Source organism: Enterobacter sichuanensis, assembly GCF_002939185.1.
In the GTDB taxonomy this organism is placed as follows: domain Bacteria; phylum Pseudomonadota; class Gammaproteobacteria; order Enterobacterales; family Enterobacteriaceae; genus Enterobacter; species Enterobacter sichuanensis.
Genome location: NZ_POVL01000014.1, coordinates 31,561 through 46,298, shown reverse-complemented (window position 1 = coordinate 46,298; position 14,738 = coordinate 31,561). Strand labels below are relative to the sequence as shown.

Here is a 14,738-nt window from a genome sequence, read left to right as displayed (position 1 = left end):
GCGCCACTCGGGGCGAAAAAGTGAGGCGCATCACGCTTCGCTCGCCTCGCGCGGAGCCTGCGCGTGCAAAAACGGCAGCAGCAACAGCGCAGAGATCCCTGCCGCGATAGCGATCACCGCGAAGAAACCGCTCCAGTGCCAGACGTCGATCACCCGCGCCAGCGGCCAGCCGGAGAGCGACGCGCCGAGGTAGGCAAACAGCCCGACAAAGCCCGTCGCCGCGCCCGCCGCCTCTTTGTGCGAACACTCAGCCGCCGCCATGCCGATCAGCATCTGCGGGCCGAAGACGAAGAAACCGGTGGTGAAGAAGCACGCCGCCTGCATCACGTAGCTGGCGAAGGGCATCAGCCACAGCGAGCCGACGGAAAGTAATATCCCGGCCGCGAAAATCAGGTTCATCGGGCCGCGGTTGCCGTTGAATAGCTTATCCGAGCCCCAGCCCGCCACCAGCGCGCCGATAAACCCGCCCAGTTCGAACATCGTCACCGCGGAGTTGGCGGTGACCAGGTCCACGCCGAGCGTCTCGGACATGTACAGATTGCCCCAGTCGTTGATGGCTGCACGCACCACGTAGACCAGCACGTAGCAGAGCGAGAGCAGCCAGATATAGGGGTTTAACAAGACGTATTTGGTGAGGATCTCTTTGCGCGTCAGCCCCGCCCCCTCCTGCTGTTGCGCCATTTCCATCTCGTCGTGCCGCCAGTCGCCCACCGCGGGCAGGCCGACGGTTTGCGGCCTGTCGCGCAACCGCCAGCAGAGGAACAGCCCGGCGACAATCGCCAGACCGCCGGCAATCATCATCCCCGCGCGCCAGCCGTAGTGTAGCGCCGCCGCGCCGACCACCATCGGGATCAGCGCCCCGCCGACGTTATGCGCGGTGTTCCAGACGGCCCACCAGCCGCCGCGCTCGTTGCGCGAGTACCAGGCTGTGAGCAGACGGGCGCAGACCGGCGCGCCCCAGCCCTGGAAAAAGGCGTTCAGCGCCCACAGCAGGGCAAAGGCCCACAGCGAGGTGGAGAAGCCAAACAGGATATTCACTACGCCGGTGGCAATCAGCCCAACGCCCATGAAATAGCGAGCGTTGGAGCGGTCGCTGACGATGCCGGAGAAGAACTTCGACAGGCCGTAGGTGATGTAAAACAGCGTCGCCAGCAGGCCGATATCGGTGCGGGTCATTACGCCGCTGGCGAGGATCTCCGGTGCGGCGGCGTTGAAGCTTTTGCGGGTGAAGTAGAACAGCGCGTAGCCGAGCCAGATGGTGATCAGGATATGGCGACGCCAGTAGCGGTAGCGGGCGTCGATTTCCGCTTTGTTACCTATCGGCGCGGCGTTAGCCGGGGTTTTAAACATGGTGGCTCCTTAGCGGCAGGCTGACGCTGACGCGCGTCCCGTGGGTGCAGGAGATGCTCAGCGTGCCGCCCAGCGCCTTCACGCGCTCGCGCATGCCCGCCAGGCCAAAGCCCTGCTGCCCGGAGCCCGGTGGCAGGCCGCAGCCGTCGTCTTCAATCACCAGCCTGATGTTCTCATCCTGCTGCCAGCCCTGCAGCGTCACCGCGCTGGCGTTGGCGTGTTTGACAATATTGTTCAGCCCTTCCTGACAGACGCGGAACAGCGTCACGCGCTGGCCTTCGCTCAGGGTGGCTTCATTGATGCGCCAGTCGAGATGGCTGACAATGCCGCGGCTTTCCAGCTCCATCTCACGCATCAGAGAGCGTACCGCCTGCTCCAGTGAGAGATCGTCGAGCTGGCGTGGACGCAGCCTGCCCAGCAGACGTCGCACCGAGTCGTACACGCCAAGAGAGAGCTGTTCGATATGCGCCCCGCCCTGCTTCACGCCTGCGTTTTCCGCCGCCAGACGCTGGACAATGCCCGCCTGGGTGCGGATGGCGGTGATGGTCTGGCCGATATCATCGTGCAGCTCGCGGGCAACCTCCTGCCGCACGCTCTCTTCCGTCTCCAGCAGGCGCTCCGCCAGACGCCGGTTGCGCGCCAGCTCGGTCTGCAGGGACTGGTTCAGCTCGCGCAGACGCTGAATGCCCGCACCCAGCAGCAATCCGGTCAGGCTCTGGGCCAGCAGGGAGAGCAGCAGGTCCACGGGATGATCGTGCCAGGTCTGGCTGGCAATCAGGGCGATGGCGTTCATCAGGGTCGCGATCAACGCCCCCTGCCAGCCGTAGTGCCAGGCCAGGGCGATGATCGGCAGCGCCAGGCAAAATGGCGTAAAGCGTGAAAGTTCGGCGGGCAGGCCAAGCTGCAGCCACAGGCTCACCACAAACAGCAGCAGATACCAGATGAGATGCCGGGCGCGCCAGTTCACCGGTTGCGAGACCAGCGCCGGGCCAAGCGGCTGCCAGACGGTGCTGGTGAGGTAGTGCCAGATGACGAGGCAGGTCGGGGCAAGGGTCAAGCCGCCGGTCAGGGTCAGCAGCAGCGCGTTAAGCATCTCCTTATCACCCGCCCACGGCAGGGACTGCAGCAGCGCGGCGGCAATCAGCGCCGCCCCCTGGCGCAGCAGGGTGCGCCAGTCGCGCTGGTGGCGATAGCGGGAGATAAGCGCAACCGGGAGGAGCGTGAGCAGACTTCCGGTCATCAATAAGGGCAGATGCGCGAGGGAGACTTCCTGCGCCAGCCAGACCAGCATCAGCCACTCTGCGCCCAGCAGAACAGGCCAGTAGCCGCGCGGGCATTGCAGCATCAGCCCCAGACGCAGGCCAAAGGGAAAGAGCAGTACCGCCAGCTCCGGACGTTCCACCAGATGCAGGCTGATGCTCCACAGGCAGAACCAGGCGGCGGAGAAGATAAAGAAGCTGGCAACGACGGCGATCAGCCGCGAAAAGACGGGACTCATTGCCAGCTGTCGAACATGCGGCGCGCCAGCTCAACGTCGTTACTGACGTTGAGTTTTTCCATCAGGTTGGCGCGATGAACGTGGACGGTTTTCGGCGACAGATCCAGCTCGGCGGCAATCTCTTTCACCGACATGCCCTGGGCAAGCTTCTCTGCCACCTGACGTTCGCGCCGGGTAAGCGGATCCTGGCGTCCGGCCGCCAGCTTGATGGCGATATCCGGCGTCAGATAACAGCCGCCGGTGGAGACGGTGCGCACGGCGGCAATCAGCTCGTCCGGGCTGCAGCGTTTAGAGAGGAATCCGCGCGCCCCCGCGTTAAGGGCCTGCTCCACCAGCGCCGGGCTGTCGTGGACCGAAAGCATGATCGTCGCCATCCCTTTCGGCAGCTGGCTTAACAGTTCAAGACCCGAGAGATCCGGCATCGAGATATCGCAGATACACACCTGCACCCCGCGCCCCGGCAGGCCAGCCAGCGCTTCACGACCGGAGCCAAACTCGGCCACGACCTGAAAATCCGGTTCGAGGTTTAAAAGCTGGGCAAATCCGGAGCGGACGATAAGGTGGTCGTCGATGAGAGCGATGGTGGTCATGTCTATTCCTGCGGTCTGAAAAGCCGGATGGCGCTGCGCTTATCCGGCCTACAAGAGCGAAAGACGCTTACCTTAAGCGATCTATTCGAAAAACACCGCAATTTTGTTAAACATGGTGGGATCGGACTGGTTGCGCGCCACTTTGGTGACGTCTTCCAGCTTGTCGATCTGCGCCATCATCTGCTCCAGACGTTGGTCGTCATTAACCAGTAGCCAGATGCGGCTGTGTTCGCTGCCCTGAATGGGCAGACAAAGAATGCCTTCCACGTTAAACGCCCGGCGGGCAAACAGCCCGCAGACGTGGGTCATGACGCCAGGGTGGTTGCGGACGGTGAGTTCCAGAATGACGTTTTCATGTTGTTTCTGCATGGCTTATTCCCCCACCATCTCAGTATTTGCCGCACCTGGCGGCACCATCGGATACACTTTTTGTTCAGGGTCGATACGCACGTGGATCAGCGCCGGGCCCGGACGCGAAATCGCCTCCTGCAGCGCTGCGTGGGCATCTTCTTCGGCGTTCAGATCGCAGGTGTGCAGGCCAAAACCGGCGGCAATCTGCATAAAGTTAATCATCCCCGGATAGGTCGCGGCAAACACGCCCTGCTTGTAGAACAGACTCTGCTGCTGGTGTACCAGCCCCAGCGCCTCGTTGTTCATCAGGATAATTTTCACGTCTAACTGGTTTTCGGCGGCGGTGGCCATCTCCTGAATGTTCATCATCAGGCTGCCGTCACCGGAGAAGCAGATGACCTTGCGGTCCGGATTCGCCAGCGCCGCCCCGATTGCCGCCGGCAGGCCGAAGCCCATGGTCCCCAGGCCACCGGAGGTCAGCCATTGGCGCGGACGGTTCAGCGGGTAAGCCTGCGCGGTCCACATCTGATGCTGGCCAACGTCGGTTGTAATAATCGCGCTGTCGTCCACACAGGCGGCCACGGCGTTAATCAGCCCGTAGTGGCTCAGCGGGTCGCCTTCTGTTGGGATGGCACCCGGGAACTCGCGCTGCAAATCGGCCACCAGCTGACGCCAGTCGGCGCGGTCGGTTGCGTCCGTCTGCGGGATCAGCTGCGTCAGCACTTCCGCCACATCCCCCTGAATCGCCACGTGCGGCTGTTTGATTTTGCCGAGCTCAGCGCGGTCGATATCCACGTGGATAATTTTGGCATTCGGGCAAAACTCCTCGGTTTTGCCAATCGCCCGGTCATCAAAACGCGCGCCCATAACAATCAGTAAATCCGCCTCCTGCAGGATGTAGTTGGTGCTGCGTGCGCCGTGCATCCCCAGCATGCCCAGGGACAGCGGGTGCGCTTTTGGCAGCATGCCGAGCGCCATCAGGGTCATGGTGGTGGGCAGATTGGCTTTTTCAGCGAACTGACGGATTTCATCCGCGGCGTTGATTGCCCCGCCACCCAGATAGAGCACCGGACGTTTGGCGGCATTGATCATGGCGGCGGCGTCGCGCACGCTCTCCGCGCTGAATTCCGGCGCGGGGGCACGCTCGCCCGGTTCCGGCAGAACGTCGATCTCAATCTCTGCGGTCTGGACATCCTTAGGAATGTCTATCCACACCGGGCCCGGGCGGCCGGACTGCGCAATGCGGAACGCATCGCTGATAACCTGAGGAAGCTCGGTGATGTCGCGAACTAAATAGTTATGTTTGGTGATGGGGATAGAGATGCCGTAGGTGTCCACTTCCTGGAACGCATCGGTACCGATCATTGAAGAAGGCACCTGGCCGGTAATGCAGATCAGCGGAATAGAGTCGAGACGCGCGTCGGCGATGGCGGTCACCAGGTTAGTCGCCCCCGGGCCGCTGCAGGCCATACAGACTGCCGGTTTGCCCTGGGTCCGCGCCATCCCCTGAGCGATAAAGCCTGCGCCCTGCTCGTGGCGCGCCAGCACGTGGCGGATCTGCGTGCTTTGGCTTAACGCATCGTACAGCGGCAGCACCGTGCCACCCGGGATGCCCGCAACCGTGGTAATGCCCTGCCGTTCCAGTAAGTGAACGATTAACTGCGCGCCAGTAAAACGCGTCGTGGTGGATGTTGTGCCCGAACTTGCCATGCTCCAGTCCTTTTCTTCTGGGCCGACGTTCCGGGGAGGGTCCTAAACGAAAAACCCCGCCCGGTTTGCGCCGGCGGGGTTTTGGATTCGTGTGTTGATCCAGTCCCTACGGCGCATTGCCGACGACCACCACCACACGCACGACGACCACTGCGGCTGGTTGCGCAGTTTTTAGTAGGGTCGCGGTGTTCATGGATGCAGTCATTGGGGACCTGTGTTTGGAATCATTGAGTGGATTTATACAAACACAGGTTTTTCAGCGTGACAATGGAAATATTTTCATCTGCGCAAAAATGCGTCAGGGATCACGTTTCGTTTACTCAATAAACAGCGCAGGTGATACCCCAAATCTGGCCGACAGCTTTTTAATATGGTTCAGAGTAAGTTGTCTCTGGCCATTCAAAACCCGTGAAACCATTGATTTACTGCCAATTTCGTCCTGAAAATCTGATATTGTCAGTTTATATTGATCCATCAAGGTTCTTAAAACCGCGATGCCGACAGGAACGGACTCCATCTCCTTGCGTAATGCGACGATCTCTGGCCGGTTGGCTTCGAAACGGTTGATTCTGGCGCACACAATATCCAGCAAGGGGCTATTGGGCTCGTTCATGAGCAGATACTCAACCAGTTCAAGCGCATCCTTATAATCTTTCTCGCTCGGCTGTTCACCCAGTAAAGGAACGGCCGCAACAAGGGCATGCGTAGCTTTCATTGCATCAGCGACGATCATCATTTCTTCCCCTTAGTGCGATGTTTCTCCGTAAAACGGTCATATTCCTTATGAGTAAAAACATGGCGCACATAAAACTGTTGGCTTTCAAAGAAGATGAGAGCCACTACTCTGAGATTGTTGTTTGCAATATCAATAACATAATGCTTATCCAGATACTTAAAATTATCCTGCGTCGGAAAAAGTTTCTTCAGCGCAGCAGGCGTTGCGCAATGACTCTTTTCTATGGTGCGACCCAGAAAGAGGAGTTCTTCCTTATGCTGCGGAAAGTGGGTTACCGCATCCAAAATAGATTTCATCGAGATTAAATGCATACTGCATGCCTGCCGCGTCCGTTGCCATTATGGCAATGATGACATTCATTGCCAATAAGTCAAAAGGCATTTTTCCAGGTTGCCCAGAAAACAAAAAACCCCGCCGGAGCGAGGTTTTTATCAGGGTCTTGCGGTTGGTCGCCGCAGAACACACTGTGTTACGTCAACGCAAAAAGTATACGCGATCGAAGACGAACGCGCAATTGAGGCACGGATTTTGACGTTTTTGAGTATGGATCGCCTTCCAGATTTTGTCCACAAAATACTGTTCATGCATACAGTATTTATCTATACTGAAGGTGTTCGCAGTGAGCAAGGGGGCCGCAGTTCTACCGGCGCAACGAAGTCCTGGCTGAAACGGGTGGTGCCGTCAGTGCCTTAACCCCTGAAGTGAGCACACTGTGTTACGTCAATCCAGGTGCTGGCAACAGGCGGCGGAAAGGTACGCCAGCATCGTGCTCCTTTTAACCAAAAGGAGACGCGTATGAGCGTAGTGGATATGGTGATACTTATCCTCAAACTCATTGTTGCAGTACTGCAACTGCTTGATGCTGTCCTGAAATACCTTCGGTGATTCAGGTTCAAGTCGCACCTGAGAGGGGCGGGCAACCGCCCCTCTTTAATAACGAGGGAATGCTATGTCGCGTCTGTTAATTGAGCCTGTTACCCCAGAAGAGCCGGGGTACATCGCCCTGAAGGCGGAGAGTATCGCACTGAATTTCAACATGCTGCGCAGGCTGGAAGAGAACTGGCGACGCGGCGAAAACCGCTTTAACGCGCCGGGTGAAAAGCTGCTGGGGGCGTTTCTTAACGGCAGGCTGGTGGGCGTGTGCGGGCTTAACCGCGATCCGTTCAGCCAGCAGCCACGCGCCGGGCGTATTCGTCATCTCTACGTCAGCGAGAAGTGCCGCGGGATGGGCATTGGCAAACAGCTTTTAAGCGTGGTGATGGCCGATGCCAGCATCTGGTTTGATTTTCTCAATACCCATGCGCCGGACAGCGCGTATGGCTTCTATCACCAGGCGGGCTTCAGGCTGGTGTCTGACGAACCTCGGGTGACGCACCGTCTTTTCTGCGCGGTCTGAGCGGCTGGCAGCATCGGGTTGTGAATGTTACAGTTGAGTGACAATTCACCATCCGATACGCCATGACCATCACCGTTTTCTGCATTTTACTCTTCGCCGCACTGCTGCATGCCAGCTGGAACGCCATTGTCAAAGCCGGAACGGACAAGCTCTATTCTGCGATCAGCGTCAGCGGCTCCGCCACGCTAATCGCTCTGGTATTACTGCCTTTCTCTCCTCAGCCCTCCGCCACCAGCTGGCCGTTCCTGATCGTCTCCTGCGCCTTACAGGTGGTGTATACGGTTCTGGTCGCGAAGACCTATCAGGTTTCGGATATGAGCCAGACCTATCCGCTGATGCGCGGCACCGCACCACTGCTGGTGGCGCTGATAAGCGTGCTGGTGCTCGGCGATAGTCTCTCGTGGCTTGCCTGGTCCGGCATCGGGGTGATCTGTCTGTCGATCCTGGCCATGGCGATGAACGGACGCATGCAGTCCCGAAAAGGGATCTGGCTGGCGCTGCTGAACGCCTGTTTTATCGCCGGGTATACGCTGGTAGATGGTACCGGTGTGCGTTTATCCGACACCGCGCTGGGCTACACGCTGTGGACCTTCTTTATGAACGGCTTCTGTCTGCTGTGCTGGGCGATGGTGGCGCGACGCCGCGAAGCGTCCGGCTATCTCCGTCTGCACTGGAAAAAAGGACTGCTCGGCGGCGTGGGGACCATGGGCTCTTATGGCCTGGCGCTATGGGCAATGACGCAAGCCCCGCTGGCAGTGGTCGCCGCGCTGCGTGAAACCTCCATTCTCTTTGGGGCGCTGATCGCGTTTGTGCTGTTAAAAGAGAAGGTTGCGGGTCTGCGCATTGCCGCGGCGCTGGGTATTGCGGGTGGCGCGATCCTGCTGCGCCTCGCGTAAATCACTGGCAACATTAGTTGCCGATCTTGTTTACAAATCCTGCCTTTTTTTGTTTCTCCATTCATCACAGTAATGCTCAATTTGTCATCTCACTGTGGTAGATTCCTCGCGCATTTATGGGAATGCATAGTCACTTATTCTTCATTTTTCTCTTTTGGCAAAAGTATTCAGCGACATGAAAAAACAAAGGAACGTTAACTTATTGTTGATGCTGGTGTTACTGGTGGCCGTCGGTCAGATGGCGCAAACCATCTACATTCCGGCGATTGCCGATATGGCAAAGGAACTAAACGTCCGCGAGGGCGCAGTACAAAGCGTGATGGCGGCCTACCTGCTGACCTATGGCGTGTCGCAGTTATTCTACGGGCCGCTCTCCGACCGTATCGGCCGCCGCCCGGTCATTCTGACAGGCATGTGCATCTTCATGGTCGCGACGGTGATTGCCATCACCACCCACAGCCTGACCGTATTGATTGCCGCCAGCGCCCTGCAGGGTGTTGGTACCGGCGTCGGTGGGGTGATGGCGCGAACCTTACCGCGTGACATGTATCAGGGTACCCAGCTCCGCCATGCCAACAGCCTGTTGAATATGGGTATTCTGGTCAGCCCGCTGCTGGCGCCGCTGATCGGTGGCCTGCTGGACACCATGTGGTCCTGGCGCGCCTGCTACGCCTTCCTGCTGGTGCTCTGTGTGATTGTCACCTTCAGCATGGCGCGCTGGATGCCGGAAACCCGCCCTCAGGACGCACCGCACACCAAGCTTATCGCCAGCTATAAAACGCTGTTCGGCAACGGGTCATTTACCTGTTACCTGCTGATGCTGATCGGTGGTCTGGCGGGCATTGCGGTGTTTGAAGCCTGCTCCGGCGTGCTGTTGGGCGCAGGTCTTGGCCTGAGCAGTATGGTGGTCAGTATTCTGTTTATTCTGCCGATACCGGCGGCATTCTTCGGGGCATGGTTCGCCGGACGTCAGAACAAGCGTTTCTCAACGCTGATGTGGCAGTCGGTGATCAGCTGCCTGCTGGCAGGCCTGATGATGTGGATCCCGGGGCTGTTCGGTGTGATGACCGTCTGGACGCTGCTGATCCCGGCGGCACTGTTCTTCTTCGGTGCAGGCATGCTGTTCCCGCTTGCCACCAGCGGCGCGATGGAGCCGTTCCCGTTCCTCGCAGGTACGGCGGGCGCGCTGGTAGGTGGTTTGCAGAATATCGGTTCCGGCGCGCTGGCCTGGCTCTCGGCGATGATGCCGCAGACCGGACAGTCTAGTTTGGGCTTGCTGATGACGCTGATGGGGCTGCTGATTTTACTGTGCTGGCTGCCGCTGGCGTCGCGTGTTCCGCATCACGAGCAGCCGGTTTAACTGCATGATGGCCCGGCTTCTCGCCGGGCTTTTCACAGACAGGGGCGATCATGGCCTGTAACAACGGCTCTGGCGCAGGCCGCCAGGCGCCCTCTTCTCCGTCGTAAAACTGGAAATCCGCGTTGATCGCGTAAGGAATTTTCGCCTTTTGCAGCTCGCAGGCCATAAAGGTGGCGAAGGCCATTTGCGAGGCGGTCGGTGTAAAGCGGTTTGACTCCCCCACGCCCCAGCCCCCCACCCAGCTGACGTGTCCGGTTTTTTGCTGCCAACGCAGCGCCGTCGTAATGCGACTGTGAATAGCCGCTTTTTCCGCCGCCGTGCCGGACGTCCACGGGTATTTACCGTTATTTTTCAGCGGTCCCCATGGGAAAATATGCCATTCTGCCAGCAGGTAGTTCTGGCTATGGGCAGGCAGCTTCAGGCTGGTTAAATCCTCCGGCGCGGCGCGCAGGCGCGGTGCGATGAAGATCATGCGCTGCGGGTCGATGTCGTGGATCGCTTTGATGCTTTTTTCATAGACGTGGTTTAACGACGCCAGACTGTGATTAAGCTTGTCAGCCGGCTCATAAATAAGATCAAAACCCAGCAGCGGGAAACTCTGGCCAAAATAGTGCGCCACGGCAATCCACCAGTTGATCGCCTCTTTCTCGTTGTCAGCTTTCGGGTCGTTTTTATATTCATCAGCCTGATAGGCGATGATCGGGATCACGCCATACTGCTCGCAGGCCTCTACCAGCTTACGCAGGTGGATCAGTCGGGCCTCTGTCGGTTCATCCGCGACGCGGATGCGCACGTGGGTAATGCCTTTAGCCCGAAAATCGCGGACCACCAGCGGGTCAAACTCGCGAATACCGCGCTCGGTGCGCGCCCAGTCCACATCCATCCCGACGCCCAGCTGTTGCGCATAACGGGCAGCCGTCAGCGGCGGCTCGGCGGCAATCGCCCAGCCGGAAGAGATCAGTAACGCAGAGGCAATAAAAGGCTTTAACACGGTTTACCCTGGATAAATCGAAAGCATTACCTGTATTTAGCACGCTTTTTCACATTTGGTGTAGCGTCAAAGCGTAATAATTCTTCAGCTTACCCGCTCTCTCAACCAGCCAATAAAGGCATCAATTTTCGGCCACTGACGGCCAGGTAGCGTTGAGACGTAGTAATGCTGATGGCATTTGAGGGTCTTTTCACCAAACGGTGCAATCAGCTCACCCCGCTCAAGCCGCTTTTGCACCAGCCGCTTTCTCCCCATCGCCACCCCCACGTCATTCATGGCCGCGATAATGGCCAGGTCCGAGCGATCGAAACCAATACCCGATGATGGCGGCATCGTCACCGCGAAATGCTGCGCCCAGCTCAGCCACTCATCCGTGCCGGAATCATTGCTCCAGGCCTGACGGTCGTGCAGTAACGTACAATGGCTGAGATTATGGGGATTTTTCAGCAGCTCATGCTCGCGGGCATACGCCGGCGAACAGACGGGCAAAATCGCTTCATCCATCAGAAAGTGATGAGACAGGTGGTTTGATGGCGTATCGTCGAAATAGAGCGCCAGATCGATACCGGTTCGCTGCATGTTCACGTAATCATTGCCGGTCAGGATGGTGAGGGATATCGACGGGTAGCGGCGGGTAAAATCCCCCAGCATGGGCACCAGCCAGCACTGGGCGATTGACGGGCGGGAGTAGACCGTCAGCGTACCGGATAGCGCCTGATTTTTGATGTCCAGAATTTCCTGATTCAGGGTGTCGAGGGACGATTTAAGGGTCCAGTAAACCCGTTTTCCCTCCTGCGTCAGCTCCACTTTACGGTGCGAGCGGACAAACAGCTGAATGCCCAGCTCCTCTTCCAGCAGGTTGATGCGGTGGCTCACCGCGCTGGGACTGAGCGAGAGTTCCGCCGCCGCCAGGGCGAAGGACTCATGCCGGGCGGCCACTTCAAAGGTGTACATTTTTGACAGCTGCCAGCCGTTTAACAGCCGGTTTCTGGCGTCATTCGCATCGATCATCACAATTCTCACACGTTATTTCTGCCCTCAGCATACCGTGTGAGGGTGAATTTATGTGAACCAACGGCGAAATTACTGCACTTTTTAGAGTTCAGTCACTCAGTTGGTTCAATCTGGCTCACCTGAACGGCAATTTATATCGTTTGTCAGCCCACGCCGTTTTTTCGTCCAATACCCGCAAAAGACATAGGGGTGAGGTGAGATATGGGATCGCCGGTCTGGGTTGTGACAACGCTGCTTATCAGCATTGTGTTGATTGTTTTAACCATCGTAAAACTGAAGTTTCACCCGTTCCTCGCGCTGCTGCTGGCGAGCTTTTTCGTCGGCGCAATGATGGGGATGAGCCCGCTGGATATGGTAAACGCCATTGAGAGCGGTATTGGCGGTACGCTGGGCTTCCTGGCGGCGGTGATTGGTCTTGGCACCATTCTGGGCAAGATGATGGAGGTTTCCGGCGCGGCAGAGCGCATCGGGATAACCTTGCAGCGCTGCCGCTGGCTGTCAGCAGACGTGATTATGGTGCTGGTGGGCCTGATCTGCGGCATTACGCTTTTCGTGGAAGTGGGCGTGGTTCTGCTGATCCCGCTGGCGTTTTCCATCGCCAAAAAGACCAATACCTCGCTGCTTAAGCTTGCCATTCCACTCTGTACCGCGCTGATGGCGGTGCACTGCGTGGTGCCGCCGCATCCGGCTGCGCTGTTTGTCACCAATAAGCTGGGGGCGGACGTCGGCACGGTGATTGTCTATGGTTTGCTGGTGGGCCTGATGGCGTCTCTGGTCGGCGGCCCGCTGTTCCTGAAACTGCTCGGCAACCGTCTGCCATATAAACCGGTTCCGGCGGAATTTTCAGACCTGAAGGTGCGGGATGAGCATACCCTGCCGTCGCTGGGCGCCACGCTGTTCACCATGCTGCTGCCGATTGCCCTGATGCTGGTGAAGACCGTCGCCGAGCTGAATATGGCGAAAGAAAGCACGCTGTATACCCTGCTGGAATTTATCGGCAACCCGATCACCGCGATGTTTATCGCCGTGTTTGTTGCCTACTACCTGCTGGGGATCCGCCAGCATATGGGCATGGGCGCTATGCTGACCCATACGGAGCACGGGTTTGGCTCTATCGCCAATATTTTGCTGATTATCGGTGCGGGCGGTGCGTTCAACGCCATCCTGAAAACCAGCGGGCTGGCGGACTCCCTGGCGCATATTCTCTCGAACCTGCACATGCACCCAATCCTGCTCGCCTGGCTGGTGGCGCTGGTGCTGCATGCCGCCGTCGGCTCCGCCACGGTGGCGATAATGGGGGCGACGGCTATCGTCGCGCCGATGCTGCCGCTCTACCCCAACGTCAGCCCGGAGATCATTACCATTGCCATCGGTTCTGGCGCCATTGGCTGCACGATCGTTACCGATTCTCTCTTCTGGCTGGTGAAGCAATACTGCGGCGCGACCCTGCATGAGACCTTCAAATACTATACGACGGCGACGTTTATCGCCTCGGTGCTTGCACTTGGCGGCACATTCCTGCTTTCTTTCATTATCTGAGCGCGAAGAGACGTATTATGGAAAACGCAACTATCACCACTTTAACCGCACAGTTTCCTCTGGTTGAGGATCTGATTGCCCTGAAAGAAACCACCTGGCTTAACCCGCGTACCACCTCGCTGGCTGAGGGGCTGCCCTATGTCGGGCTGACCAAAGCCGACGTGGACGACGCGCATGCGCGTCTCAGCCGCTTCGCACCGTATCTGGCGAAAGCCTTCCCGGAGACAGCCGCCACGAAGGGGATAATTGAATCCGAACTGGTCGCCATTCCGGCAATGCAGGCACGTCTGGAGAAAGAATCTGGCAAAGCCATTCCCGGCACGCTGCTGCTGAAAAAAGACAGCCATCTGCCGATCTCCGGCTCGATTAAAGCGCGCGGCGGCATCTATGAGGTGCTGACCCACGCGGAAAAACTGGCGCTGGAAGCCGGGTTGCTGAGCGTTGAAGACGACTACAGCATTCTGCTGGAGCCGCGCTTTAAGGACTTCTTTAGCCAGTACAGCATCGCGGTGGGCTCCACCGGCAACCTGGGGATGTCCATCGGCATCATGAGCGCACGCATCGGCTTTAAGGTGACGGTGCATATGTCTGCCGACGCCCGCGAGTGGAAAAAAGCCAAACTGCGCAGCCACGGCGTCATCGTCGTGGAATATGAGCAGGATTACGGCGTGGCGGTGGAGCAGGGACGCAAAGCGGCGGAAAGCGATCCGAACTGCTTCTTTATCGATGATGAAAACTCCCGCACCCTGTTCCTGGGCTACGCCGTTGCAGGCCAGCGTCTGAAGGCACAGTTTGCCGAACAGGGCCGCGTGGTGGATGCCGAACACCCGCTGTATGTCTATCTGCCGTGCGGCGTCGGCGGTGGCCCTGGCGGCGTGGCGTTTGGCCTGAAGCTGGCCTTTGGTGACAACGTCCACTTCTTCTTCGCGGAGCCCACGCACTCTCCATGCATGCTGCTGGGCGTCTACACCGGCCTGCACGATGAGATTGCCGTGCAGGATCTGGGCATTGATAACCTGACGGCCGCCGACGGGCTGGCGGTAGGGCGCGCCTCTGGCTTCGTGGGCCGCGCGATGGAACGCCTGCTCGACGGGTTCTACACGCTCTCCGATCAGAGCATGTACGACATGCTCGGCTGGCTGGCGCAGGAGGAAGGGATTCGGCTGGAGCCGTCCGCGCTGGCGGGCATGGCCGGGCCGCTGCGCGTGCATTCCGATGCGAACGTCACTCACCTGGTGTGGGCGACCGGCGGCGGCATGGTACCGGAAGAGGAGATGGCGAAATATCTGGCTCAAGGGAAGCCATGA

16 protein-coding genes are annotated in these 14,738 nt (G+C 58.6%); 6 read left to right on the top strand and 10 right to left on the bottom strand.

From position 1 onward, the window contains the following. Positions 1–30: 30 nt before the first annotated feature. From uhpC to C5687_RS08600, 8 genes are all read right to left on the bottom strand, one after another. A complete protein-coding gene (gene uhpC, locus C5687_RS08635) occupies positions 31–1,350 on the bottom strand; it encodes an MFS transporter (RefSeq protein WP_104556746.1) in 1,320 nt (439 codons plus the stop codon). Continuing rightward, positions 1,343–2,848 carry a signal transduction histidine-protein kinase/phosphatase UhpB gene (uhpB, locus tag C5687_RS08630; RefSeq protein ID WP_104556745.1) on the bottom strand — a complete coding sequence of 502 codons (1,506 nt, stop codon included), beginning with the start codon at positions 2,846–2,848 and terminating at the stop codon, positions 1,343–1,345. The genes uhpC and uhpB overlap by 8 nt, the downstream gene beginning before the upstream one ends. Further along, entirely contained in the window at positions 2,845–3,438 is a 594-nt protein-coding gene (uhpA, locus tag C5687_RS08625; RefSeq protein ID WP_022646555.1) for a response regulator transcription factor UhpA, read from the bottom strand. The genes uhpB and uhpA overlap by 4 nt, the downstream gene beginning before the upstream one ends. An 81-nt stretch (positions 3,439–3,519) precedes the next feature. After that, positions 3,520–3,807: an acetolactate synthase small subunit gene (ilvN, locus tag C5687_RS08620; protein ID WP_006808802.1), complete on the bottom strand. Its 288-nt coding sequence runs from the start codon at positions 3,805–3,807 to the stop codon at positions 3,520–3,522. A 3-nt stretch (positions 3,808–3,810) separates the two neighbouring features. Then, positions 3,811–5,499, bottom strand: a complete 1,689-nt coding sequence (ilvB, locus tag C5687_RS08615; RefSeq protein WP_104556744.1) for an acetolactate synthase large subunit — start codon at positions 5,497–5,499, stop codon at positions 3,811–3,813. A 106-nt stretch (positions 5,500–5,605) separates the two neighbouring features. Further along, positions 5,606–5,704, bottom strand: coding sequence for an ilvB operon leader peptide IvbL (ivbL, locus tag C5687_RS08610; protein WP_071830013.1), 99 nt, complete (start codon positions 5,702–5,704; stop codon positions 5,606–5,608). A 111-nt stretch (positions 5,705–5,815) separates the two neighbouring features. After that, positions 5,816–6,235 carry a helix-turn-helix domain-containing protein gene (locus C5687_RS08605; protein ID WP_146086272.1) on the bottom strand — a complete coding sequence of 140 codons (420 nt, stop codon included), beginning with the start codon at positions 6,233–6,235 and terminating at the stop codon, positions 5,816–5,818. Then, on the bottom strand, positions 6,232–6,546 hold the full coding sequence (locus tag C5687_RS08600; RefSeq protein ID WP_104556743.1) for a type II toxin-antitoxin system HigB family toxin: 315 nt from the start codon (positions 6,544–6,546) through the stop codon (positions 6,232–6,234). The genes C5687_RS08605 and C5687_RS08600 overlap by 4 nt, the downstream gene beginning before the upstream one ends. A 484-nt stretch (positions 6,547–7,030) precedes the next feature. Between C5687_RS08600 and tisB the strand changes: the two genes are divergently transcribed. From tisB to emrD, 4 genes are all read left to right on the top strand, one after another. Continuing rightward, positions 7,031–7,120 carry a type I toxin-antitoxin system toxin TisB gene (tisB, locus tag C5687_RS08590; protein WP_020684667.1) on the top strand — a complete coding sequence of 30 codons (90 nt, stop codon included), beginning with the start codon at positions 7,031–7,033 and terminating at the stop codon, positions 7,118–7,120. Positions 7,121–7,184: 64 nt separating this feature from the next. After that, a complete protein-coding gene (locus C5687_RS08585; protein WP_047957410.1) occupies positions 7,185–7,631 on the top strand; it encodes a GNAT family N-acetyltransferase in 447 nt (148 codons plus the stop codon). 62 nt (positions 7,632–7,693) lie between these two features. Further along, the gene (locus C5687_RS08580; RefSeq protein ID WP_095441461.1) at positions 7,694–8,527 is read left to right on the top strand and encodes an EamA family transporter; all 834 of its coding nucleotides are present in this window, start codon (positions 7,694–7,696) and stop codon (positions 8,525–8,527) included. A gap of 175 nt (positions 8,528–8,702) precedes the next feature. After that, positions 8,703–9,887: a multidrug efflux MFS transporter EmrD gene (emrD, locus tag C5687_RS08575; protein WP_095441481.1), complete on the top strand. Its 1,185-nt coding sequence runs from the start codon at positions 8,703–8,705 to the stop codon at positions 9,885–9,887. On the opposite strand, the gene C5687_RS08570 is transcribed toward emrD, so the two are convergent. Then, on the bottom strand, positions 9,790–10,878 hold the full coding sequence (locus C5687_RS08570) for a cellulase family glycosylhydrolase (RefSeq protein WP_095441462.1): 1,089 nt from the start codon (positions 10,876–10,878) through the stop codon (positions 9,790–9,792). The genes emrD and C5687_RS08570 overlap by 98 nt on opposite strands. Before the next feature lie 84 nt (positions 10,879–10,962). Continuing rightward, positions 10,963–11,889, bottom strand: coding sequence for a DNA-binding transcriptional regulator DsdC (gene dsdC, locus C5687_RS08565; RefSeq protein WP_047957407.1), 927 nt, complete (start codon positions 11,887–11,889; stop codon positions 10,963–10,965). Positions 11,890–12,093: 204 nt separating this feature from the next. Here dsdC and dsdX point away from each other — a divergent pair, with 204 nt between their 5' ends. Both dsdX and dsdA read left to right on the top strand, forming a co-directional pair. Further along, positions 12,094–13,431 carry a D-serine transporter DsdX gene (gene dsdX / locus C5687_RS08560; protein WP_104556741.1) on the top strand — a complete coding sequence of 446 codons (1,338 nt, stop codon included), beginning with the start codon at positions 12,094–12,096 and terminating at the stop codon, positions 13,429–13,431. A gap of 17 nt (positions 13,432–13,448) precedes the next feature. Beyond that, positions 13,449–14,738 carry a D-serine ammonia-lyase gene (gene dsdA, locus C5687_RS08555; protein ID WP_104556740.1) on the top strand — a complete coding sequence of 430 codons (1,290 nt, stop codon included), beginning with the start codon at positions 13,449–13,451 and terminating at the stop codon, positions 14,736–14,738.